Annotated in this window: 20 protein-coding genes; 4 read left to right on the forward strand and 16 right to left on the reverse strand. The window is 70.1% G+C overall.

The window, feature by feature from the left end; translation table 11 throughout:
- Positions 1-2: 2 nt before the first annotated feature.
- The 7 genes from ACWPOC_RS08130 to ACWPOC_RS08160 form a co-directional block, all read right to left on the reverse strand.
- Positions 3-1,340 (reverse strand): MFS transporter, encoded by a 1,338-nt coding sequence (locus tag ACWPOC_RS08130; protein WP_120281927.1) that lies wholly within the window; start codon positions 1,338-1,340, stop codon positions 3-5.
- A gap of 154 nt (positions 1,341-1,494) precedes the next feature.
- Entirely contained in the window at positions 1,495-2,427 is a 933-nt protein-coding gene (locus ACWPOC_RS08135) for a LysR family transcriptional regulator (protein WP_268655395.1), read from the reverse strand.
- Positions 2,428-2,476: 49 nt separating this feature from the next.
- A complete protein-coding gene (locus ACWPOC_RS08140; protein ID WP_120281925.1) occupies positions 2,477-3,829 on the reverse strand; it encodes a permease prefix domain 1-containing protein in 1,353 nt (450 codons plus the stop codon).
- Positions 3,829-4,191: a PadR family transcriptional regulator gene (locus ACWPOC_RS08145; RefSeq protein ID WP_016691962.1), complete on the reverse strand. Its 363-nt coding sequence runs from the start codon at positions 4,189-4,191 to the stop codon at positions 3,829-3,831. Before ACWPOC_RS08145 ends, ACWPOC_RS08140 begins: the two co-directional genes overlap by 1 nt.
- 95 nt (positions 4,192-4,286) lie before the next feature.
- Positions 4,287-5,237, reverse strand: coding sequence for a hypothetical protein (locus ACWPOC_RS08150; RefSeq protein WP_120281924.1), 951 nt, complete (start codon positions 5,235-5,237; stop codon positions 4,287-4,289).
- A gap of 77 nt (positions 5,238-5,314) precedes the next feature.
- Positions 5,315-7,390, reverse strand: a complete 2,076-nt coding sequence (locus ACWPOC_RS08155; protein WP_455408390.1) for a hypothetical protein — start codon at positions 7,388-7,390, stop codon at positions 5,315-5,317.
- Positions 7,391-7,534: 144 nt separating this feature from the next.
- Positions 7,535-7,732: a hypothetical protein gene (locus tag ACWPOC_RS08160; RefSeq protein ID WP_059382923.1), complete on the reverse strand. Its 198-nt coding sequence runs from the start codon at positions 7,730-7,732 to the stop codon at positions 7,535-7,537.
- 210 nt (positions 7,733-7,942) lie between these two features.
- On the opposite strand from ACWPOC_RS08160, the gene ACWPOC_RS08165 reads away from it, so the two are divergent.
- Entirely contained in the window at positions 7,943-8,848 is a 906-nt protein-coding gene (locus tag ACWPOC_RS08165; protein WP_159418854.1) for a beta/alpha barrel domain-containing protein, read from the forward strand.
- Positions 8,845-9,804 carry a glycerate kinase family protein gene (locus ACWPOC_RS08170; RefSeq protein WP_455408391.1) on the forward strand — a complete coding sequence of 320 codons (960 nt, stop codon included), beginning with the start codon at positions 8,845-8,847 and terminating at the stop codon, positions 9,802-9,804. Before ACWPOC_RS08165 ends, ACWPOC_RS08170 begins: the two co-directional genes overlap by 4 nt.
- A 24-nt stretch (positions 9,805-9,828) precedes the next feature.
- Here ACWPOC_RS08170 and ACWPOC_RS08175 read toward each other — a convergent pair whose 3' ends face one another.
- The 6 genes from ACWPOC_RS08175 to ACWPOC_RS08200 all read right to left on the reverse strand — a co-directional run bounded on the left by ACWPOC_RS08175 (position 9,829) and on the right by ACWPOC_RS08200 (position 17,322).
- A complete protein-coding gene (locus ACWPOC_RS08175) occupies positions 9,829-10,830 on the reverse strand; it encodes a hypothetical protein (protein WP_455408392.1) in 1,002 nt (333 codons plus the stop codon).
- An 83-nt stretch (positions 10,831-10,913) separates the two neighbouring features.
- Positions 10,914-11,408, reverse strand: a complete 495-nt coding sequence (locus ACWPOC_RS08180; protein ID WP_120281920.1) for an LppA family lipoprotein — start codon at positions 11,406-11,408, stop codon at positions 10,914-10,916.
- Entirely contained in the window at positions 11,405-13,021 is a 1,617-nt protein-coding gene (locus ACWPOC_RS08185; protein WP_455408393.1) for an alpha/beta hydrolase, read from the reverse strand. Before ACWPOC_RS08185 ends, ACWPOC_RS08180 begins: the two co-directional genes overlap by 4 nt.
- A gap of 134 nt (positions 13,022-13,155) precedes the next feature.
- Positions 13,156-15,681 carry an FtsX-like permease family protein gene (locus ACWPOC_RS08190; RefSeq protein WP_120281919.1) on the reverse strand — a complete coding sequence of 842 codons (2,526 nt, stop codon included), beginning with the start codon at positions 15,679-15,681 and terminating at the stop codon, positions 13,156-13,158.
- Positions 15,682-15,692: 11 nt separating this feature from the next.
- Complete coding sequence (locus tag ACWPOC_RS08195; protein WP_120281918.1) at positions 15,693-16,454, reverse strand: ABC transporter ATP-binding protein; 762 nt, start codon at positions 16,452-16,454, stop codon at positions 15,693-15,695.
- Between the two features lie 91 nt (positions 16,455-16,545).
- A complete protein-coding gene (locus tag ACWPOC_RS08200; protein WP_120281917.1) occupies positions 16,546-17,322 on the reverse strand; it encodes an SDR family oxidoreductase in 777 nt (258 codons plus the stop codon).
- Between the two features lie 78 nt (positions 17,323-17,400).
- On the opposite strand from ACWPOC_RS08200, the gene ACWPOC_RS08205 reads away from it, so the two are divergent.
- The gene (locus tag ACWPOC_RS08205; RefSeq protein ID WP_455408394.1) at positions 17,401-18,171 is read left to right on the forward strand and encodes a deoxyribonuclease IV; all 771 of its coding nucleotides are present in this window, start codon (positions 17,401-17,403) and stop codon (positions 18,169-18,171) included.
- Positions 18,172-18,271: 100 nt separating this feature from the next.
- Here ACWPOC_RS08205 and ACWPOC_RS08210 read toward each other — a convergent pair whose 3' ends face one another.
- Genes ACWPOC_RS08210 through ACWPOC_RS08220 form a run of 3 tightly spaced genes read right to left on the reverse strand, consistent with a single transcriptional unit; the run spans position 18,272 to position 20,369 of the window.
- Positions 18,272-18,883: a TetR/AcrR family transcriptional regulator gene (locus tag ACWPOC_RS08210; protein WP_120281915.1), complete on the reverse strand. Its 612-nt coding sequence runs from the start codon at positions 18,881-18,883 to the stop codon at positions 18,272-18,274.
- Positions 18,880-19,635: an ABC transporter permease gene (locus ACWPOC_RS08215; protein ID WP_455408395.1), complete on the reverse strand. Its 756-nt coding sequence runs from the start codon at positions 19,633-19,635 to the stop codon at positions 18,880-18,882. The genes ACWPOC_RS08210 and ACWPOC_RS08215 overlap by 4 nt, the downstream gene beginning before the upstream one ends.
- Positions 19,632-20,369: an ABC transporter ATP-binding protein gene (locus tag ACWPOC_RS08220; RefSeq protein WP_120281914.1), complete on the reverse strand. Its 738-nt coding sequence runs from the start codon at positions 20,367-20,369 to the stop codon at positions 19,632-19,634. Before ACWPOC_RS08220 ends, ACWPOC_RS08215 begins: the two co-directional genes overlap by 4 nt.
- A 125-nt stretch (positions 20,370-20,494) precedes the next feature.
- Here ACWPOC_RS08220 and ACWPOC_RS08225 point away from each other — a divergent pair, with 125 nt between their 5' ends.
- A complete protein-coding gene (locus tag ACWPOC_RS08225; RefSeq protein WP_120281913.1) occupies positions 20,495-21,082 on the forward strand; it encodes an AMIN-like domain-containing (lipo)protein in 588 nt (195 codons plus the stop codon).
- Positions 21,083-21,138 lie beyond the last annotated feature (56 nt).

The raw sequence follows: 21,138 nt of genomic DNA on the forward strand, positions 1-21,138 counted from the left end.
GGTCAGGCACCTTCCTCGGGAGAACGGCGGGAGTCGGTGATGTTCGCGTGCCCGGCGGACGGCACGCGCAGCAGCAGGATGCTCATGAGGCTGATCAGCGCGATCAGCACGAAGTAGCCGGTGATGGACATCGAGGTGCCCGTCGCGGCGAACAGGGAGGTCGCCACCATCGGTGCGAGACCGCCGCCGAGGATCGCGCCGACCTGGTAGCCGAGCGACGCCCCGCTGTAGCGGATCTTGGCGGGGAACAGTTCGGCGAACAGGGCCGACTGCGGGCCGGCGCAGCAGCCGAGGGTGAAGCCGAGGCCGACCATCGCAAGGAGCATGACCGGCAGGAGCGCCGTGTCCATCAGGGGGAAGAACAGGGCGGCCGCGACGACCAGGGCGGCCGAGGACCGGATGTAGACGGTGCGGCGTCCGACGAGATCCGAGCGCCAGGCCGCGAAGGCCATACCGGCCATCCAGAACGGGCACGAAGCGATCAGCAGCGCGAGCATCGTGGTCTTGCTGAACCCGAGCGTGGCCTCGCCGTACTTGAGGACGTAGACCATGTAGGCGTAGGCGATGCCGTTGGTGGCGATGAAGGTGCCGCCGGCGAGCAGCACGGTCTTCCAGTGCTGGGTGAGCACCTCGAGGATCGGCAGCTTCTCTTCGGTCGCGGGGGCGTCCTTGGCGGCCTTGAACTCCGCGCTCTCCTCGAGACCCAGGCGGATCCACATGGCGACGAAGACGAGCACCGCCGAGGCGATGAACGGGATGCGCCAACCCCACGCGTTGAACGTCTCCTCGCTGAGGAAGGCGGTCAGCGGCAGGTAGACCAGGTTCGCGAGCAAGACACCGGCCGGCACACCGATCTGCGGTGCCGCGCCGTAGAGGCCGCGCTTGCCGGCGGGAGCGTTCTCGGTGGCGACGAGCACCGCTCCGCCCCACTCACCGCCGACGCCGAGCCCCTGGATGAACCGCAGGGCGACGAGCAGGATGGGGGCCGCGACGCCGATGGCCGCGTAGTTCGGGAGCACGCCGATCGCCACGGTCGCGAAGCCCATCAGCAGCAGCGAGACGACGAGCATCGACTTGCGGCCGATGCGGTCGCCGAAGTGGCCCATCACGACGCCACCGATGGGGCGGGCGATGAAGCCGACGGCGAGCGTGGCGAAGGCAGCCAGAGTTCCCGCGACCTCGGACGAGCCGGGGAAGAACTGCGGGCCGAGCACGAGCGCCGCAGCGGTGCCGTAGATGAAGAAGTCGTACCACTCGATGGCGGTACCGACGAAGCTGCCGAGCGCGGCTTTGCGTGCGGCTCTTGCCGACGTCTGCGGCGTCGAGTCAAGGACGGTCATGTTCAGTGCCCTCTCCGGCGGTCGATCCGAGGCATCCGATTAACGAGCGTTCGGACGCAGTGGGACCAATCATGAGAGCGGTCACATCGTTTGCAAAGCGCACAAAGTCGGTGAATATCCCCGGAAATTCCGTGGAGGGGGCCGTTCGGCCACGTCAGAGTGCCTGAGAGGTCCTCGCGACGTCGACGACGAAGTCCGCGAAAGTTTGGGCAACACGGCTCGGAAGGGCGTCCTTGCGCCACGCGAGCACGACGCGCACGGGTTCCGGAGTCGGGTCGACGACGGGCAGCAGAACGAGTTTCCGGCCCTCGTAGGTGACGTCGACGGCGGGTCGCTGGACCAGCAGGGTCCACCCCAGCCCGCGCCCCACGAACGACCGCGCCGTCTCGAAGGTCTGCGTCCGATACGCGATGGACGGGGTGAAGCCGGCCTCCGCGCACACCCGCAGGGCGTGCCCCGAACTCGGCGGGGCGTCGAGGAGCACCATCGGCTCGTCGGCGAGGTCGCGCAGGCGCACCTGCGAGCCTCCGGCGAGCGGATGATCGGCCGAGACGAGCACCATCGGCTCACGCACGTCGAGGGTGACCGTCTCGAGTCCCGGTTCGAGATCGAGGTCGTAGAGGAAGGCCACGTCGAGCTCGTGCGAGTCGAGCAGCATCCGCAGACGGTTCTGGGTGTCCTCACGGAAGTCGACGTCGGCGCGCGGGTGGGAGCGGGTGAACTCGGCGATGAGGGCGGGCAACAGCGTCGGCGCGAGGGAGAGATAACACCCCACCGCCACCGGACCGACGACGTCCCCCGCCTCCGACCGCGCGTCGCTCTCGAGTTCGCTCGCGTGGTGCAGCAGCATCTTCGCCCGCTCGAGCACTGCGTGACCGGTCGGTGTGAGCTTGACACCCCGGGCGCGTTGCCGGACGAGGAGCTTGACCGCGAGGGCCTTCTCCAGGTCGGTGATCGCGGACGAGAGCGCCGAGTGGGACATGTGCATCGCGTCGGCGGCCGCGGTGATGGTGCCCCACTCGGCGACGGCGACGAACGCCGCGAGTTGCCTCATCGTGTACGTGGGCACCGCGTCCGTCCTGGCCATGGTCCTACCGTAGTCCCGGGCCTCCGACCGTCGTCCCGGGCGGAAGCGCTCACACGAACCGGAAGAGCGGCGGGATCGCGACGACCGCCAGTGCCGCCCACCCGCAGTAGACGGGCAGGTACCGCATCTGCCACCGCTCGACCGCCGCGAAACCGGTGCGGCCCCGCAGGAACGAGGCGCCGAGCCACGCCGCCCACACCAGGTTCACCAGGAGGACGAGGTTCAGACCGAGGGCGGTGACCTTGTTGGCGGTGAAGCCGAACTCGGCGATGCGGGTGGCCATCGCGGTGAGCATCAGCAGGTCGACGGCGAGCGCCGCGGCGATCAGCACGACCTGCAGCAGATCGAAGACGTCCGGTGCGGCGTGCGGGTCGCGGGCGGAGATCGAGTAGAGCAGGAGCCCGAGGACGAGCACGAGGATCAGGTCCATGAGGATCAGCAGGCCGCGGTCGACGTCGACGACACTGTGGGACGCGATCACCGCGACGAACAGCGCGACCAGCATGAGGATCGTGACGGGCGTGAAGACCCGGGTGAGAACGGGAGCGATGTTCTCCACGACCTGCTGTTTCGCCTCGACGAGCCAGGCCGCGACGACGATCGCTCCGGCCGGCCCGAACGGGACGATCCACTGTTCGAAGAACGGTTCGATATCGATCCCCAGGGCGCTAAAGGCACCTGCGGTCAGCCCCATGAGCACGCCGCCGCCGAGCGCGAGCAGCGCCAGGTACACGGCGAACTCCCCGGTGAAACGCACGAAGTCCATGCGACGGCGATGGGATCGCCACTGCCCTGCGACATAGGCCGCACCGACGACGAACCACAGGGCGACCGGGGCGTGGATCGCCGCGATGATCTCGGTGGCGCCGCCCGGTTCGAACGGGAAGACGTTGAGCACGATCGCCGCGAGGACGAACGGAACGGCAAGGAGCGCACTGCTCTTCGGGCTCATCTGACGCTTCCACGCGAAATACAGCGTGAGGAAGGGCAGCACGAGCACGGCGGCGTTGCGTACCAGCGCGGTTTCGGAGAGCCACTCGAATCCGGCCCGGACGGCCAGACCTGCACCCAGCGCGCAAGCGAGCACGACCGCGAGTTCCCTACGGCGACGCGGGGTTCCGGATTCCTCACCGCGACCGCCACCGGTGAGGACGAGCTGCTTCCACAGCCGGTCGGAGTGCTCCTGGGCGAACTCGCGGGAGACCTCGTCGAGACCACCCATCCGGCCGACCGCGACGAGGAATGCCTCGTCGGCCGTCAGTCCGACCGACACGAGATCCGAGATCTGTTCCCGGAGATGATCTTCCATCTCGTCGATGTCCGAGGACGAGATGACCCGATGATCGGCGACGTAGCTGCGCCAGCCGGCGATCCGGTCCTCGAGATGCGCGTCGAGTGTCATCACGACCACCCCGGTGCGACAGCAGGAGGCAACTGGGCCGACTGCCACACCTGGTGCAGCGCCTCGGCGACGACCGTCCACTGCGCCGCCCGTTCGGCGAGGACCTCGCGGCCCGCGTCGGTGATGGCGTAGTGCTTCCGGCGTCGCCCGTTGTCGGCGACACGCCAGGCGGCGGACACGTGCCCCGCCCGCTCGAGACGGTGCAGGAGGGGATAGAGCATCCCGTCGGTCCACTGCATCCGGCCCTGCGACAACTCGTTGACGCGCTTGATGATCGCGTACCCGTACGACTCACCCTCGGCGAGGATGCCGAGCACGAGCGGGGTGGCGGACGCGGCCACCAGATCCTTCTCGATGAACATGTCGTCCTCATACCTAGAAGTTCTATGGATAACGGTGACCCTAGCAGATCTAGGTATGAGGACCGAGAGATCTCCGCGAAGCGGTCCGGTGGCGTCTACTGCCGGTCGTCGGCTCCGGCGGTTGCGGAATCGTCGGAGCCGGAGTCGGTCGATCCGGAATCCGCAGATCCCGAAGCGGCAGATTCCGAAGCCTCGGAGCGACTCCACGTCTCCGTCACCCGCGCGCGGCCGCGTTCGAACACGTCGCCGAGGACTCCCCCGACCGCCTTGAGCGGGCTGCTCATCGAGTCCAGGGCCTCGGCGATCACCGGGTCCTCAGCGTCGAGCCAGCCCGCCTCGTCGGCGCGGCACGCCCACCGGAAGTCGTCGAAGTCCTGACGCAGACCCGCGAGCACCTTCGTCGTCCGTCCCGACGACAGGCGTCGGACGACCTCGATCGGGGTGCCCTCCGCGAACCGGGCGAGCGCGGCACGGGCGCGGCGCAGCAGTTCGGCGTCCTGCGTGAAATGGTCGGCCAGGACCTGCCGCGCGGAGGCCAGCGCGTCGCGCAGTTCCTCGTCGGGCGTGCGCGCCAGGTGCACGCGATGCCACAGGAACAGGCAGTCCTCGACGATCACGAGCAACTGCAGCGTCTCCCCCAGCGCCTCCTCCACCGCGACCTTCTGCAGCAGTTCGACGTGCTCGCCCACCGCCGCGTCGAGTCCGAGATCGTCGAGCGACGACGAGACGTGCCCGCGCAGACGCGTCACCGTCCGGGCGAGGACCTCCCCGAGGCCGGCGATCGCCTGCCAGTCCCGGTCGGGCAGACCGCCCGTGTGGTCGACGATCGATGCCGCCCTGGTCAGAGCATTGTGGGTCGCGACGATGTCGCCGGCCGGCTCCGCCCCGGCCAGGGCGAGCACGCGGTCGACGGTTCCGGGCGCCGCGTCGTCGCCTTCGAGACGCACGACGGCGGCCTCCACCGACGCGACTGCTCCCCGCAACGCCTCGAGGACCGCGTCGGGGGCGGTGGGGACTGCGGCGGTGGGTTTCGACGTGTCGGCCATTCCCCAATCGTGCTACGTCGGAGGGCCGGATGCATCACGTCCTCCGGGTCGGTTCGGGACGCGTACCCACTTCCCGCTCAGTTCGGGACGCGTACCCAAGCCTGTTCGAGCAGGGCCACTACTTCCGTCTCCCTGCGGGCTCGGTAGGCCGACAGGATCCGGCGCGGGCGCGACTCCCCGTCGAGGCCGAGAGCGGCCGCCAGGGCCGACGCGATCCGCTCTTCGGGGACCGTCTCCGGTTCGGTGTGGCCGATGAGCGAGAGCGCCTTGCGCAGAGGTTCAGCGTTGTCTGCGACGGTGCGCAGTGGCAGGACGTCGAACCGGCCGTCGGTGCGGACCTCGAGCAGCAGCTCGTTGTCCTCCTCCACCCCGATGTCCTCGAGGAACCGGCGGATCGAGGACAGACGCGGCACCGGTCCCGTCCAGCGCAGGGTCTGGCCGCCCAGCCGCGACGGGAGCACCACGTGCCCACCCGGTGCGCACCCGGCGATCGCGGCGACGGCGGACGGAACCGTGAACTCGGCTCCCCGCAGGTGGTCGCGGGTCGCGGGGATCCGCAGTCGCCAGGCCTCGCCCAGCCGGTAGAGGCGGCGCGTGCGCTCGGGCACGGCGATCGGGACGTGCGAGCGGTGACGACGCCGGACACGACCGTCGACGACCTCGAAATCTCCTCCGGCCGTGAACGTCCGGGCGGAATCCTCGGAGATGCCGAACCGGTCGACGAGCGCGGAGACCACCATGTCGCGATCGGCACTTCCGCCGCGGGAATCGACCAGCCGTGCGATGCGGGTGCGGATGGCGGTGACCACGTCGACGTCCCACTCGGCCAGCGCCCAACGTTCACCGTCGGACGTGAAGCGCTCGTCGTCGGCGAGTTCGGAGACGAGGGTGTGGACGTCGGCGTTGACCCCCATGCGCGCGACGAGCGTGTCGGCGGTCAGCGGGTCGCCGAGAACCTCGAGGACCTGAGCGGCGCGACCGGCGAGCCCGTCCGGCGGGGACAGCAGACGGCCTTCGAAGGTCGTCGTGCCGCAGTACCGGGTCCACGCCTCGAACTCGTCGTCGGGAAGCGACCACACGGCCTTCACGGCGGCGGGCTCGACCACACCGTTCGGCGATTCGAACTCCGAGAGCAGCCCGCGGGTCTGCTTCTCGGCGTCGGGCAGATCCGGGACCGCGACCCACCCGTCCGCGACCTCGAAACGGTCGTCGAGGCGGTGCAGCACCCGCCACAGGGGCACGTCGAAACCCGGGACGGTCCGGCCCAGCACCGGGTGGGTGCGCACCATCCGGTCGAAGGCCGCCACCGGCCGCACGTCGACGCGCAGCGCCGCGAGCAGGTCGCCGACCGCCGTGCCGAACGGGAAGGTGGACGGCGCGGCCGGGTCGTCGACGTCGTCGTGGACGCGGCGCCGCAGGGCCGTGCGTTCCGCGTCGGGCAAGCCCTTCAGGTAGTCGATGAGTTCGGCGATCGGGTCGGCCGGCGCCGCCACCGGCAGGTCGCGGGCGGTGAGTGCCCGCAGCCGGGCCGCGGCGTCCTGGATCTCCTCCGGCGCCCCGTCGTCGATCACGGCCTGCAGGAGAGGCGCATCGTCGCGGCCGCACACGCGACTCCACCGCGCCAGCGCCGCCAGGTCGTCGAGGAGCAGGGCCGCGGCAGGCACCCGCGCGGTACGCGGATCGGCTTCGAGGGTGGCCGGTTCGCGGAGCACCGTCGTGACGAGCGCGGCGCAGACGATCTCCTCCACCGCGTCGCGGTCGGCGCCGCGGATCCCGAGCAGATCGGCCGGACTGCGGCTGAACAACTCGGCAGTGGTGGGTGCGTGTGGAAGGCGCGCGACGAGGGTCGCGGCGGCAGGACCGAGATCGAGTGCGGCCACGGGCACTTCGTCCTCACGCAGCAGACCGTCCGCGAAGCGCAGCTCCGGGTGGTCGGTGACGTAGATGTGGGCGAGTTCGGCGCACAGCTCGGGGATCTCGGTGTGCTCGCAGGTCTCGGCGGGCGACTCGTTCTCCCACCAGCGGGACGACGACACGAGCGTCCCGAGAGCGGCGGTGCGGGCCGATCCGTAGCGGTCGATCCACGGCATCAGATCCACCCAGCGACGACTGTCGAGTTCGTCCGACGACAAGGCACGAGACCACAGCGACACTGACCGTTGCTCCTCTTCCACGCCCGGCGGAGGCCGCGGGCCCCCTCTCCGGCGTCGACGCCGCGCTCGTGCAGCGCGTCCACGCGAGGCGCCCTCGACCCGGACGCCGGTTCTCACCCTACAGTCCGAACACCCTGTTTCCCGTCAGGTGAGGGCGATGTCGGAGTCGGAGTCGTCACGCGCCTCCGGGCGCAGCCGCAGCAGGACGAGTCCCGTCACCGACGCGACGATGAGCGAGGCCACCAGCCCGTTCACGTGCAGCGCCCACACGGCGATCACCGCTCCGGCCAATCCCCCCAGCAGAGCGATCCAGAGCAGTACTTTTCCCAGGACCGAAGCCATTTCCCCGCACCTTCCGGCAAGTCACGATCAGAACGGTGAGGATAGTGTCATCTGTCACAGTCCTCGCGAAAGTCCATCGGTGTGTCGACGGATCGTGCCCGCACGGTGACCGGGGCATACTGGTGCGGTTCGAGACGGTGGGGTCGGCAGGAACACGACGGGGAGGCGGAAACTGTGGCGGGACCGACGAGTGACCGAGCGCGCACGGACGTGATCCTGCGGGACGTGACGCTGCGCGACGGACTGCAACTGACCGGCAAGCTGCTCCCGACCGAACGCAAGGTGGAGATCGTCCGGGCGCTGCTCGCCGCGGGCGTGCCCGAACTCGAGATCGGGTCCCTGGCCCGCGCCGACCTCGTGCCGCCGATGGCGAACACCCTCGACCTCGTGGCGGCGCTGACCGAGGAGGAACTCGACCGCTGCTGGATCTGGGTCGCCACACCGCGCCACGTCGAGAAGGCGATCGCGGCCGGTGCCCGCCGGTTCCAGTACTGCTTCTCGGTCTCCGACGCCCACAACCGCGCCAACATCGGCCGCGACACCGAGGACAGCATCGCCGCGATGCCGGCGGCGATCGAACGCGCCCACGCCGTCGGCGGCAGCATCCAGTTGTGCCTGGCCACTTCGTTCACGTGCCCGTTCGACGGGCCGGTCGACCCCGACCGCGTCGTGGAGATCGCGTGCGACCCGCGCACCGACGGAGCCGCCGACATCGTCGTCGCCGACACCCTGGGCCAGGCCGTGCCCGGCCAGGTGTCGTCGCTGGTCGCGCGGCTGGCCGCCGAATCCCCCGACCGACGGATCGTCTACCACGGTCACGACACGTGGGGCCTCGGTGTCGCCAACAGCCTCGCCGCGATCGACGCCGGAGCGACCGTCGTCGACGGCGCGCTCGCCGGCCTGGGCGGCTGCCCGTTCGCACCGGGTGCGAGTGGCAACACCGCGAGCGAGGACCTGCTCTTCGCGACCCGTCCGTCGTGGCTGGACCCGGAGGTCTTCGGCTCTCTGGTCCGCCTCGGTGAGGACATCGTCGCCGAACTGGACGAACCGAACCGGTCGCGTGCCCGGCAGGGCGCCCGCTCCGAGGCCGAGGCCTTCGACTGGGTGCTCCGGTGACCCGCATCCTGATCGCCCCCGACAGCTTCAAGGGCACCTACACCGCCGTCGAGGTCGCCGACGCGATCGCCTCCGGTGTGGAGAGCGCCGGGCACACCGCGATCCGGATGCCCGTCGCGGACGGCGGGGAGGGCACACTCGACGCACTCGCCGGGCCGCTCGGTCTCGCCCGGATCGAGGTCGAGGCCGTGAATCCGTGGCGAGCACCGTGCCGCGGGCTGCTGGGGATGTCGCCGGACGGCACGGCGGTCGTCGAACTCGCGACCGCGAGCGGCATCACCACCCCGCACGACGGTCCGCGCGACGCGGTCACCGCCGACACCTACGGCACCGGGATGGTCATGGCCGAAGCGGTCCGGCGCGGAGCACGGCACATCGTCGTCGCGGCCGGTGGATCGGCGACGACCGACGGTGGAGCGGGGGCGATCGCCGCGATCGACGAGCGGGGTGGGCTCGGCGATACCCGCGTGACCGTGCTGTCCGACGTGACGACCCGTTATACCGATGCGGCACGGATCTTCGGGCCGCAGAAGGGCGCCGACGCGGCGGCCGTCGCGCTGCTCACGCGCCGCCTCGAGGAGACCGCGCTGACACTCCCTCGCGACCCGCGGGAGGTCGACGGCTCGGGTGCGGCCGGTGGTTTCTCCGGTGGGATGTGGTCGCGGTTCGGTGCCGAACTGCGGTCGGGAGCCGACTTCGTGCTCGACGCAGTGGGCTTCGACGACGCCGTGCGCACCGCCGATCTCGTGGTGGTCGGCGAGGGACGGCTCGACGGCCAGTCGCGGGCAGGCAAGATCGTCTCAGTGGTCCTCGCGCGCTGCGGCGACGTTCCGGTGGTCGCGGTGGTCGGTTCGGTCGGCGACGATCTCGGCGACTACCGCGAGCGGTTCGCCGAGGTCGTCGTCGCGTCCGATGCGGAGGCGCTGACGCGCGCCGGCCGGGCACTGCGAGTCTGAGCGGCGCGCCCGATCACCGGCCGGTCACGGAGCGATGGGAGGTGCGCTGCCGCAGCGTATCTCGGTGGGAGTCTCGGGCGTCTGCACCGGGTCGACGGGATCGGACGCGTGGGCCGGCCACGATGCCGGTCGCGCCTCGGAGCACGGATCGGCGACGGGTGCGCGGTCGGGAGACGGCACCGGCGACGGCGGCGGTGCCACGGCGGTCTGCAACCCCGGCGCGGAGCGTTCCGCCTGCACGCCACTGCTCACCGCGACGGCCAGCCCCCCACCCAGCAGGGCGACGAGCGCGACGAGCGTGGCCAGCAGGACGGTGCCGCGACGGCGGTTCGTGGGCGCGGCGACCACCGTCGGGGTACGGCGGGCGGCTGCGACGAGCGCGGCACCGGTCGCGCGGTGCCAAGGCACCCCGTGCGGAGTCACGAAGGGAACACCGAGGACGGTGGCGAGTTCTCGTGCCGGACGGGCATCGCCGGGACGCAGATCGAGGAACACCACAGCGTCGGGCGAGGTTCCGGCGCGGGCGACCGCTTCGTCCATCGCCTCGGGCAGAGACTGTGTGTAGGGCCCGAACTCGTCGCCGTCGGGGCTGACCGTCGACAGCACCGTGCGTGAAGGGACGTCGACCATCGATGCCGATTCGACGCCGTAGGTGCGGGTGTGCAAGGCCAGGACCGGCAGTTCCGCGAGTTCGGGTGCTCCGGCGAGGAAGGCCAGTCGCGCTTCGTCGAGCAGGACCGAGTCGACGTCGATACCGAGCACGGCTCGCACCGCCTCGGTGACCGGTTCGGCGTCCTCGTCGTTCTCGGGACCGGTCACCACCGCGGCCGCGGACAGGGTCAGCGACGCCGCGGCGGCACGTTCCGCCATGGCGGAGGCGGCAGCGGCGGCGGCCTCGGCCGGTGTGTCCCCGGGTGCGCCGAAGCCTCGCTGGGAGTCGAACGGACCGAGACTCGGAACGTCGGCATCGACGAGGACCGCGCACACTTCACCGTCGTCGACGGAGATGCCGAGCATCGGGCGCATCTGTTCGTCCCTCCACGGCTGCCAGCACGAATCACGACGGCCCGAGCGGCCGTCGCTCGGACGAGCCTAACCGACATCCGGGCCTACTCCCGGTAACAACCGACGGTGAGTCCGACGGTCGCGGCGACGTAACTGCCGAAGGTGATGTACGAGCCGTCGGCCGCGAACATCCGGACGGCGAAACCGGTGTCCGGAGGCAGCACATGGCGACCGTGGAAGCCCGCCCGCGCGGCGGTGTCCTCGAAGACCCTGGCCGCGCGGTCGAGTTCGTCGACCGGCACCGGTCGGCCGGAGCCGTGGATCGGAAGGTGCACCGTGAGCCCCGAGGTGCCGTCGGGCAGCGTGCATCCCGCCGTGGTGCTCGCGTACTTCGGTTCGAAGCGCACGCCGGGGAACTCGGCGGACAGTGCGGTGAGGACGTCGCGCTGCACGGCGGCGTAGAACTCGACCGCGCCCGCGCTGGTCGTGGCGACCGGTTCGGGCATCGCGACCGGGGTCACCGTGGTGGTGCATGCGGCGAGCAGTACTGCCGGCAGGACGACGCTCGCCCCGAGCCGGGAACTCCACGCAGCGGTCACGGCGTACTCCGTTCTGCGGTGCCTGCGACGACACCGGCGATGTGGTGGGAACTCGACGTTCCGGGGGTGAGATACGAGCTGTGGCCGGTGATGCCCGCGAGCGGGGCTCCGGCGGCGGTGCTGCCGGGACCGGCGGGAAGATGCGTCAGGCCGTCGAGGAAGCTCGGGTCGCCGCCGAAGGTTCCGACGTCGGCGACGATGTCGCATTCGGCTTCGACGAGATAGGCGGAGCCGGGTGGGATCCGCAGGTCGGTCACGTCGCCGGTCCCGATCCCCGGAGCCCCGACGAACACCGCGGCATCGACCGCACCGGTCTCCCTCAGCGCCAGACCGGAGACGACGGCTCCGTAGGAATGCCCGACCGTGGTGATATGCGGGTCGTCGGGGCGCGAGGCCGCGATACCGTCGAGGAAGTCGACCAGGCGAGGCGCGGCGATCCGGGCGGCGAGGTCGGAGACCGGACTGCGCTCGGTGAACGCGAGACCCCATCCCCAGTGGGGCGCCTGGTAGTTCAGCCAGGTGACCGCCGCGACGGAGGGATCGCCGTCGGTGTGGTCGGTGAGGTGGAGGCGAGCGGAGTCGCCGGTGAGGTGGAGCCGAGCAGAGTCGCGCAGCGCCGCGACCTGCGTGTCGTAACCCTGCAGATTGCCCTGCACGGTCGAGCCGGCGCCGGGGACGAAGACGGCCAGGTGGTCGGCGGTGTCGACGTCCCCGACGGCCACGGCTGCCATCGCTTCGCGCCCGGACAGGTCGAGGGCGAGCAATTGCCGGTCGCCGTGGGCGAGGGTCGCGTCGATCGCGTCGAGGGCCTCGATCTTCCGTACTGTCTGTTCGAGGCCCGCATCGGCGTCGGTGAACAGTCCGGTGACGCCGAGACGGTCGATCACGGTGCCACCGAGGAACATCGCGTCGAGTTCGGCCTGCAACTGCGTCGCCACGGATTCGAGGCGGCGGCGTTCGTCGTCGAGCAGGGCACGATTGGCGAGATCGCGAGCCGCGGCGGGCAGTCCGTCGAGAGCGCCGATCCGTTGGGGATGTTCGGCGACGAGCGCGGTGCGTGCCGTGTCGTCGAGACCGTTCCACCACTGCGCGACCTGCACGGGTTCGGCGGCCGGATCCGGCAGGGCCGGCAGCGTCGTCGATCCGGACCGCGGAATCGCGGTGTGGAGGCGATCCTGTTCGCCGAGAATTGTTGCCGACAGTTCGGATTCGGCACTCAGGCGAGCGGCGGCCTCACGGTCGAGCCCCTCGGCGCGGACGAGCAGCGATCGCAGCGACGCGGCGAGCAGTTCGTCGGCGTCGAGCGGGAAACCCCGTGCAGCGGCCCTGACCTGCAGCTCGCCCAGTTCGGCGTGCAGTGTCCGCAGTCGCGGCACGACGAACCGCGCACACGCGGACACCTGCCGATACGCCTCGGCCTGCGCCGCGAGATCCCGCCCGTACGAGGAGAATACGAACCTCGCTTCCTCGTGAGCCGCACCGCTCCAGGCCTCGCCGAAGGATGCCGACCGCACCACGTCGCCGGCCACGGCGTCCACCGCGTCGGCACACGCAGCGAGTTCGGTCGCCATGCGCTCGAGCGCATCCGGATCCCACCCCGCCAGATCGTCCACCCGCACACCACCACCCCCTGCCGCGGAAGCATAGGGGGCACCGACGACGACCGGCCCGCGGATCGCTCCGCGGGCCGGTTGCTGTGGACAACTCCACTGCCTGTGGACAACTCGTATCCACAGGCACTTTCTGCCTACATGTCGCTGATCGCTTCGAGCGGCGGCGTCTTCGCCGCACGCTGGCCGGGCCACAGCGCCGCGAGGACACCGATGATTCCGGACGCGACGAGCATGCCGACGACCTGCGACCACGGCACCGAGATGATGTCGAGTCCCTGATCGGCGAGGGTGCGCACGAATGCCCAGCCGAACGCGAGACCGAGCACGACACCCACGACCGCACCGAAGACCGCGATGAGCAGCGACTCCAGGTAGATCGTGCGACGCACCTGGGCGCGTTGCATACCGACGGCGCGGAGCATGCCGATCTCCCGTCGCCGTTCCACCACCGACAGCGCCAGGGTGTTGACGATGCCCAGGATGGCGATGACCACGGCGAGGGCGAGCAGGCCGTAGAGGATCGCGAGGAGCATGTCGATCTGCTGCGCCTGCTGCCCCTTGAACTGCTCTCGGTCGAGGACCTGCACGATCACGTAGTCCTTGACGGCCTCCTCGATCGACGCGCGCACGGTCTCCGGATCGGCACCGTCGACGGTGTTCATGAGGACGACGAGCGCCGACCGGTTGTTCGGCGGCGTGAACTGCTCGAACAGCTCCTGCGAGACGACCCACGGACCGATCAGCTGGTTGTCGGTGAAGATGCCGGCGACCGTGGTGTCGACGGTGTCGCCGTCGCGGCTGGTGAGCGGAACGGTGGAGCCCACCTCCCAGCCTCGGTCGTCCGCCGAGGTCTGCGAGACGAGGATCTCGTTCCCGGTCACCTCGAAGGCACCCGCGACCATGTCCAGATCGAGGACGTCCTGGAGGGGTCCGCCTGCTCCGGTGCCGAACTCGAAGTCCTCGTCGATCTTGGCCTGCACGCCGTAGGCGGGCACGACCTCCTCGATGCCGTCCACCCCGCGGACCGCTTCGGCGGCGGGGGCCGGGACACCGAACATCTGCGGCCCGGTGAGCATGAAGTCCGCCTCGACACCGTTGTCGACGAGCGCGTCGACACTGGCCTTCGCCGACGACCCGAACACCCCGATGACGGAGACGAGCATCAGACCCAGAGTGAGGGCGAAGGCGGTCGCGGCGGTGCGACGCGGATTGCGGGTCGCGTTGGTGCGCGCGAGCCGGCCGATCGCTCCGAAGGGCCGGGCGAAGACGGCACCGAGTGCGTTCACGACGGGCCGGGACAACGCCGGCGCCGCGAACAGCACCGACAGGATCAGCAGGAAGGCGCCGATACCGACGGTCGCGGCCGCGCCGCCACCGACCTGCTGTGCGCCCACCACGACGAGCGCCGCACCGACGATCGCGCAGAGCACACCGATGATCGTGCGGAGGCGCAGCGACTCGACGGTCGCCGTGGATTCCTCGCGCATCGCGGCGACGGGCGGAACGTGGGTCGCGCGTCGCGCCGGGGCGTAGGCGCTGACCATCGTCACGACCACGCCGACGAGCAGCGCGACGATCACGGTGCGCGGGGACAACTGCAGCGGGCCCGACGGCAGTCCGAGATCCGCGGCGTTCAGTGCCGCGCGCAGACCGTAGGCGAGCGCGACGCCCGCGGCGATACCGATGATGCTGCCGATCAGGCCGACGACGAAGGCTTCGAGGGTGACCGACCGGCCGACCTGCTTGCGGCTCGCACCGATCGCGCGGAGCAGGGCGAGTTCGCGCAGTCGCTGGGCGACGATCATCGAGAAGGTGTTGTAGATGATGAACGTGCCGACGAGCAGTGCGATCGCGCCGAATGCGAGCAAGAAGTAGTTGAGGAAGTTCAGGGCTTCGGCGACCTGCGACTTGGTCTCCTCGGTGACCTCGGCTCCCGTCTGCACCTTCAGGTCGGGCAGCGCCGCCGCGATCTCGTCGCGCAGCTGCTCGGGCGAGAGCGAACCGTCGCCCGCGACGTCGAGGAAGCCGACGTGCCGGCCGTCGGTGAACAGCTGAGATGCCTGTTCCTCGGTGAACAACGCACCGATGTAGCCGCCGGTGTCGGTCTCGAGTTCGTAGATGCCGCTGACGGTCACCGGCACCATGCCCTGCGAGATGGTGAGCACGGTCGTGCTGTCGCCGATCGAGAGATCACCGCGTTCGGCCGCGCTCTCGTTGAGCGCGATCTGACCGCTCTCCGCCGGCGGTCCACCGGCCACGAAGGTCTCCGGTTCGCCGACGAGACGGTCGGGCGGGATGTAGGCGTAGCCCTCGGCGGGTGCGCCTCCGGTCTGGATCGCGGCGCCCTCGGAGTCGAGGACGATGATGCCGCCACCGATCGACGGGGACGTGCGCTCGACGCCGGGGAGGGCGGCGACCTGGTCCACTGCCTCGATCGGGACACCGCTGGTGCCGTACTGCTCGGTGCTGACGCGGACGTCGACACCCTGGGCGACGTCGCCGAAGATGCCGTCGAAGGTGCGCTGCAGGGTGTCGGTGAAGACGAACGAACCGGTGATGAAGGCCGTGCCGAGCACCACGGAGAGCACGGTCAGGGCGAGCCGCACCTTGTGTGCGGCGAGGTTGCGCAGGGCAACCCTGCGGATGGGATTCCCACTCATCGCGGTGTCTCCTATTCCGCCACGGGAGCCGCGGAGGCGGGATCGAACTGCTTCATCCGGTCGAGCACTCGTTCGGCCGTCGGTCCGCGCATCTCGTCGACGATGCGTCCGTCGGCGAGGAACACCACGCGGTCGGCGTAACCGGCGGCGCGCGGGTCGTGGGTGACGATCACGACGGTCTGGTCGAACTCGTCGACGGCCGCCCGCAGGATGGACAGCACCTCACCGGACGAGCGGGAGTCGAGGTTGCCGGTCGGCTCGTCGCCGAAGATGATCTCGGGCCGGCCCGCGAGGGCACGCGCGCACGCGACGCGCTGCTGCTGGCCACCGGACAGTTCGCCGGGGCGGTGCCCGAGACGGTCGGTGAGTCCGAGACGGGTGACGACGGTGTCGAGCCATTCCTGATCGACCTTGCGGCCCGCGATGTCCACCGGGAGGGTGATGTTCTCGAGCGCGGTGAGGGTGGGGACGAGGTTGAACGCCTGGAAGACGAAGCCGATGCGGTCGCGCCGCAGCTGGGTCATCCCCTTGTCGGACAGGGTCGTCAGATCGGTGTCGCCGATGAAGACCGCTCCGGAGGTCGCGCTGTCGAGACCTGCGAGGCAGTGCATGAGAGTCGACTTGCCCGATCCGGAGGGACCCATGATCGCGGTGAACTCACCGGCGGCGAAATCCGCGGTCACACCGTCGAGGGCGTGTACCGCGGTTTCTCCGGTGCCGTAGATCTTCTTCAGGTCCTGGGCGCGGGCTGCTGGGGCCGAGTGCAGTGGCATGCACCCATCTTCCCGGTGCCGGGAGCACCGCACCATCGGGGAGGACCCCGATCTTCGATTCGGGGATACGGGCGTATGCCGCGGTGGTGGCTCAGGCCCAGCGTGCCTGACCTCCGTCCAGCGGGATCGTCGCTCCGGTGAGATAGCGTGCGTCGTCGCTCACAATCCACGCCACGGCGCGCCCGATGTCCTCCTCGGGGTCGCCGATACGGCGGAGCGGGATGGACTTCACGAACTCGGCGGCCTCCTCCGGGTTCGTTTCCGTCCACCATTTCAGGCCGGGCGACAGGGCGTGCGGGGCGATGGCGTTGACGCGGATGCCGTCGGTCCCCCATTCCGTTGCCGCGGTGCGGGTGAGCGAGCGCAGCGCCTCCTTGGTCGAGGCGTAGCCGCCGTAGCCGCTCATGTCCCAGCGCACCGCCGCGGAGGTGACCATGTTGACGATCGACCCGCCGCCGCGTTCCTTCATGATCGGGTGGACGAGCTGCATGGCGTGCAACGCCGCGAGCGGACCCGAGCGGTACGCCTTCTCCAGCACGGCCGGCTTCAGGTCGAGCAGCGGCCCGAGCGGATTGAAGCTCGCATTGTTGACGAGGATGTCGACACCGCCGAAGACCCCGACCGTCCGGTCCACCGCAGCTGCGATCGCCTCCGGATCGGCGATGTCGCACACGACCGGCTCGGCGGTGCCACCGAAGGCGCGGATCTGCTCGGCGGTGTCGATCAGCTTCGACTCGGTCCGGCCGGCGACCGCGATGGCCACGCCTTCGCGAGCCAGCGCGAACGCGACCCCCTGACCGATCCCCTGACCTGCGCCGGTGATCAGCGCGACCCTGCCGTCGAGTTTCCCGCCTTCGAGTGTGCCCATGCGAGGAGTCGAGCAGATTCCGGGCACGTCCGGGTATTGCGGTCCCGGTCGGCGGGACGCTGCCCTAACCTGTGGCACATGCGGATAGGTGCGCACGTCCGGCAGGACGACGATCCCATCGGTCAGGGCGAGCATCTCGGTGCCGATCTGGTGCAGGTGTTCCTGTCGGACCCGCAGAAGTGGACGAAGCCCGGTGAGCATCCGCGCACCGAGGAGATCCTCTCGTCGGACGTCGACGTGGTGGTGCACTCGCCGTACGTCATCAACGTGGCGAGCCTGAACAACAGGGTGCGGATGCCGTCGCGCAAGGCCGTCGCCGACCACGCCGAGGCGGCCGCGCGGATCGGCGCGCTCGGGCTGGTCGTCCACGGCGGGCACGTGCGCGCAGGTGAGGACGTCGCCGCCGGGGTCGAGAATTGGCGCAAGCTGTTCGAACGGCAGGAGGACAAGGGCGGGTTCGGGGTGCCGATCCTCGTCGAGAACACCGCGGGCGGCGACTTCGCGATGGCCCGCTACATCGACGCGATCGGGCGGCTGTGGGACGCCATCGGCGACTACGGTCCCGGCTTCTGCCTCGACACCTGCCACGCCTGCGCGGCCGGGGAGGATCTCGTCGGTGTCGTCGAACGGGTGCGGGCGGTCACCGGCCGGATCGACCTGGTGCACCTGAACAATTCGCGTGACGAGTTCGATTCGGCCCGCGACCGGCACGCCAATCTCGCCGACGGGCAGATCGATCCGCAGTTGCTCGCGGAGATCGCGGTGCAGGCCGACGCACCGATCGTGCTCGAGACCCCGGCGGAGGGACTCGCCGAGGACATCGCCTTCCTGCGGGAGCACTCGACCTGACGACGCACTCCGCTCTACGTGTGCGTCGTGCGCGGACCGATGCACCGTGTCGACGGCGCGCCTCTGTCTCCGACCGAAGCGCACGCCCCCGAAGCTGCGGTCACATGCCGGGCAGGTCGCCGGTCAGATAGTGCTGCACGGTGGGGGCGACGATCTCGACGAGCTGCTCCGACGGCATCGACGCGAGCGGTTCGAGTCCGATGATGTAGCGCACCAGCATGATCCCGGTCATCTGGGTGGCCACCAGCTCGGCCCGCAGTCTGCCGGTGCCGACCGGACGATCGATGCGCTCGAACAACGGCGCGAGCGCGACCTCCAGCAGGAACGAGCGGATCAGACCACTGTCACCGCCTGCGATCTGCGCACGGAACATCGCCACGGCCGCGTCGCGGTGCGGCGAATCCCACACACCGAGAAGGGCGGTCACGAGAGCTCGACCGAGATCCTCGGGTGCGGCCGCGTAGACGGGGGCGAGGACGTCGCGCGGATCGACCGGCAGCGCGATGGACGCGGTGAACAGCTGCAGCTTGGTGCCGAAGTAGTGGTGCACGAGCGCCGGGTCCACTCCAGCACCGGCTGCGACCGCACGCACCGTCGTCTTGTCGAAGCCGTTGGCGGCGAACAGTTCCCGGGCGCTCGCGAGGATGTCGTCGCGCGCGCCCGAATTGCCGGGGCGACGGCCGGGGCGCCGCGCCCCGGCCTCGCTCGTCACGGGGTGCGACGGCGCAGTGTCGCCGCACCGAGCGTGAGGGCCGCGGCGGCGAATGCCGCGACGACGATCAGATCCCGCACCATGACGCCGGTGACCCCCGGGTTCACGGTGATCTCCTGCAGCGCCTCCACCGCGTAGCTCAACGGCAGTGCGTTGCTGATCCAGCGCAGCCAGTCGGGCAGATCGTCCCGGGCGACGAGCAACCCGCACAGCAGGAACTGCGGGATGACGATCACCGGCATGAACTGCACGGCCTGGAACTCGGTGCGGGCGAAGGCGCTGCACAGCAGACCCAGGGAGACCCCGAGGACGGCGACGAGAACCGCGACGACCAGCACCCACAGCACCGATCCGGCGCTGGTGACGTCGAGCAGCCAGAAGGCCACCACGCAGGCGAGACCGGCCTGGACGGCCGCCGCGAGCGAGAAGGCGCTGCCGTAACCGGCGAGCAGGTCGAGTTTCGTCAGCGGTGTCGTGAGGAGTCGTTCGAGGGTGCCCGAACTGCGCTCGCGTTGCATCGCGATGGAGGTGACCAGGAACATCACGACGAACGGGAGGATCCCGAGCATCGTGACGGCGATCCGATCGAACAGCGAGACTCCGCCCGGACCGGTGGGGGCGTTCTGATACATGAAGTACAGCAGCGTCATCAGCAGGCTCGGGACGAGCACGATCATCGCGACGGTGCGATGGTCGGCCCGCAGCTGACGCAGGATGCGGGTGGTCGTGGTGGCATGGATGACGGCGCTCACGGTCGTGCTCCCGTCCGGTTCCGGATGAGTCGGAGAAAAGCGTTCTCGAGGCCCGTCTCCCCAGTCTGTTCGCGCAGTTCGACCGGGGTCAGCTGGGCCACCAGCCGGCCTTCGCGCAGGAGGACGAGCTCGTCGCAGTGGTCGGCCTCGTCCATGACGTGGCTGGACACGAGCAGGGTGGTGCCGCGGTCGGCGAGCGCACGGAAGTGCTCCCACAGCTCGGCGCGCAGCAGCGGATCGAGTCCGACGGTGGGTTCGTCGAGCACGAGGAGTTCGGGATCGCCCACCAGCGCGCACGCGAGCGACACCCGTCCGAGCTGGCCGCCGGAAAGGGCCGACGTCCGGTTGTCGGCGTGGTCGGTGAGCCCGACCGCCGCGAGGGTGGCGGAGACCGCGGGGCCCTTCCGCCCGTAGAGGGAGGCGAAATAGGAGACGTTCTCGGTGACGGTCAGGTCGGGGTAGACGCTCGGCGACTGGGTGACGTACCCGATGCGGCGGCGCAGTTCGGCGCTGCCCGCGGGCAGGCCCAGCACCGTGACCGTGCCGGATTCGACGATCTGGGTGCCGACGATCGCGCGCATCAGTGTGGTCTTCCCGCAGCCCGAGGGGCCGAGCAGTCCGGTGATCGAACCGCGTGGGACGCGCACGCTCACGCCCTCGAGAGCTCGGTGGGTGCCACGCCGGACGTGCAGGTCGCGGATGTCGACGGCGTCGGAGATGTGGTCGATGGTCATGGTCCACTCAATTCATCGAGTGTTGAAATCATCCTCGGATGAATTGTGCGCCTCACGTCTCGATCCGGTCAACCCCCGCGAGCGTCGCCAGGGGCCGCCGGCAGCTCCGACGTACCATGAGCCCCATGAAGCACACGCGTCTCGCACTGGCCATCACCGCAACAGCACTGGTCCTGGCGGGATGCTCCGCCGGCGGCGAGCCCGCGCCCTCCCCCGCCGTCTCGGTCGACACGCCGACGTCCTCGGCTCCCGAGACCACCACCTCCGACGAGGTCCCGCGCGACGCGCGCGAGAAGGTCTCCCCGGCGGGAGAGGGTGCGAAGCTCACCGTCGTCGACATCCGTACCGGACGTCACGAGGGCTTCGATCGCGTGGTCTACGAACTCGGCGGCGAGGGCACACCGGGATGGCGGGTCGGCTATGTCGACGAGCCGCTCCAGCAGGGCAGCGGCAACGAGGTCCCCGTTGCGGGCGACGCCGTGCTGCAGGTGCTCATCGACGGTTCGGCCTATCCGTTCGACAGCGGCGTCGAGCAGTACGCCGGCCCGGATCCCGTGCTCGCCGATGCCGGCGGATCCGTGGTGGAGGTCAGCGGGTCCGGTGTCTTCGAAGGTGTCACCCAGTCGTTCATCGGCGTCGCCGCACACGGCACCCCGTTCTCGGTGTACTCCCTCACCGGGCCGACCCGCGTGGTGATCGACGTGGCTCGCTGACGCCTCGTCCTGTCGTGGTGCGAGCCTAGGCTTGACCTCGAGCGCACTCGAGGTCC

It is taken from the genome of Rhodococcus sp. 5G237 (genome assembly GCF_053764735.1).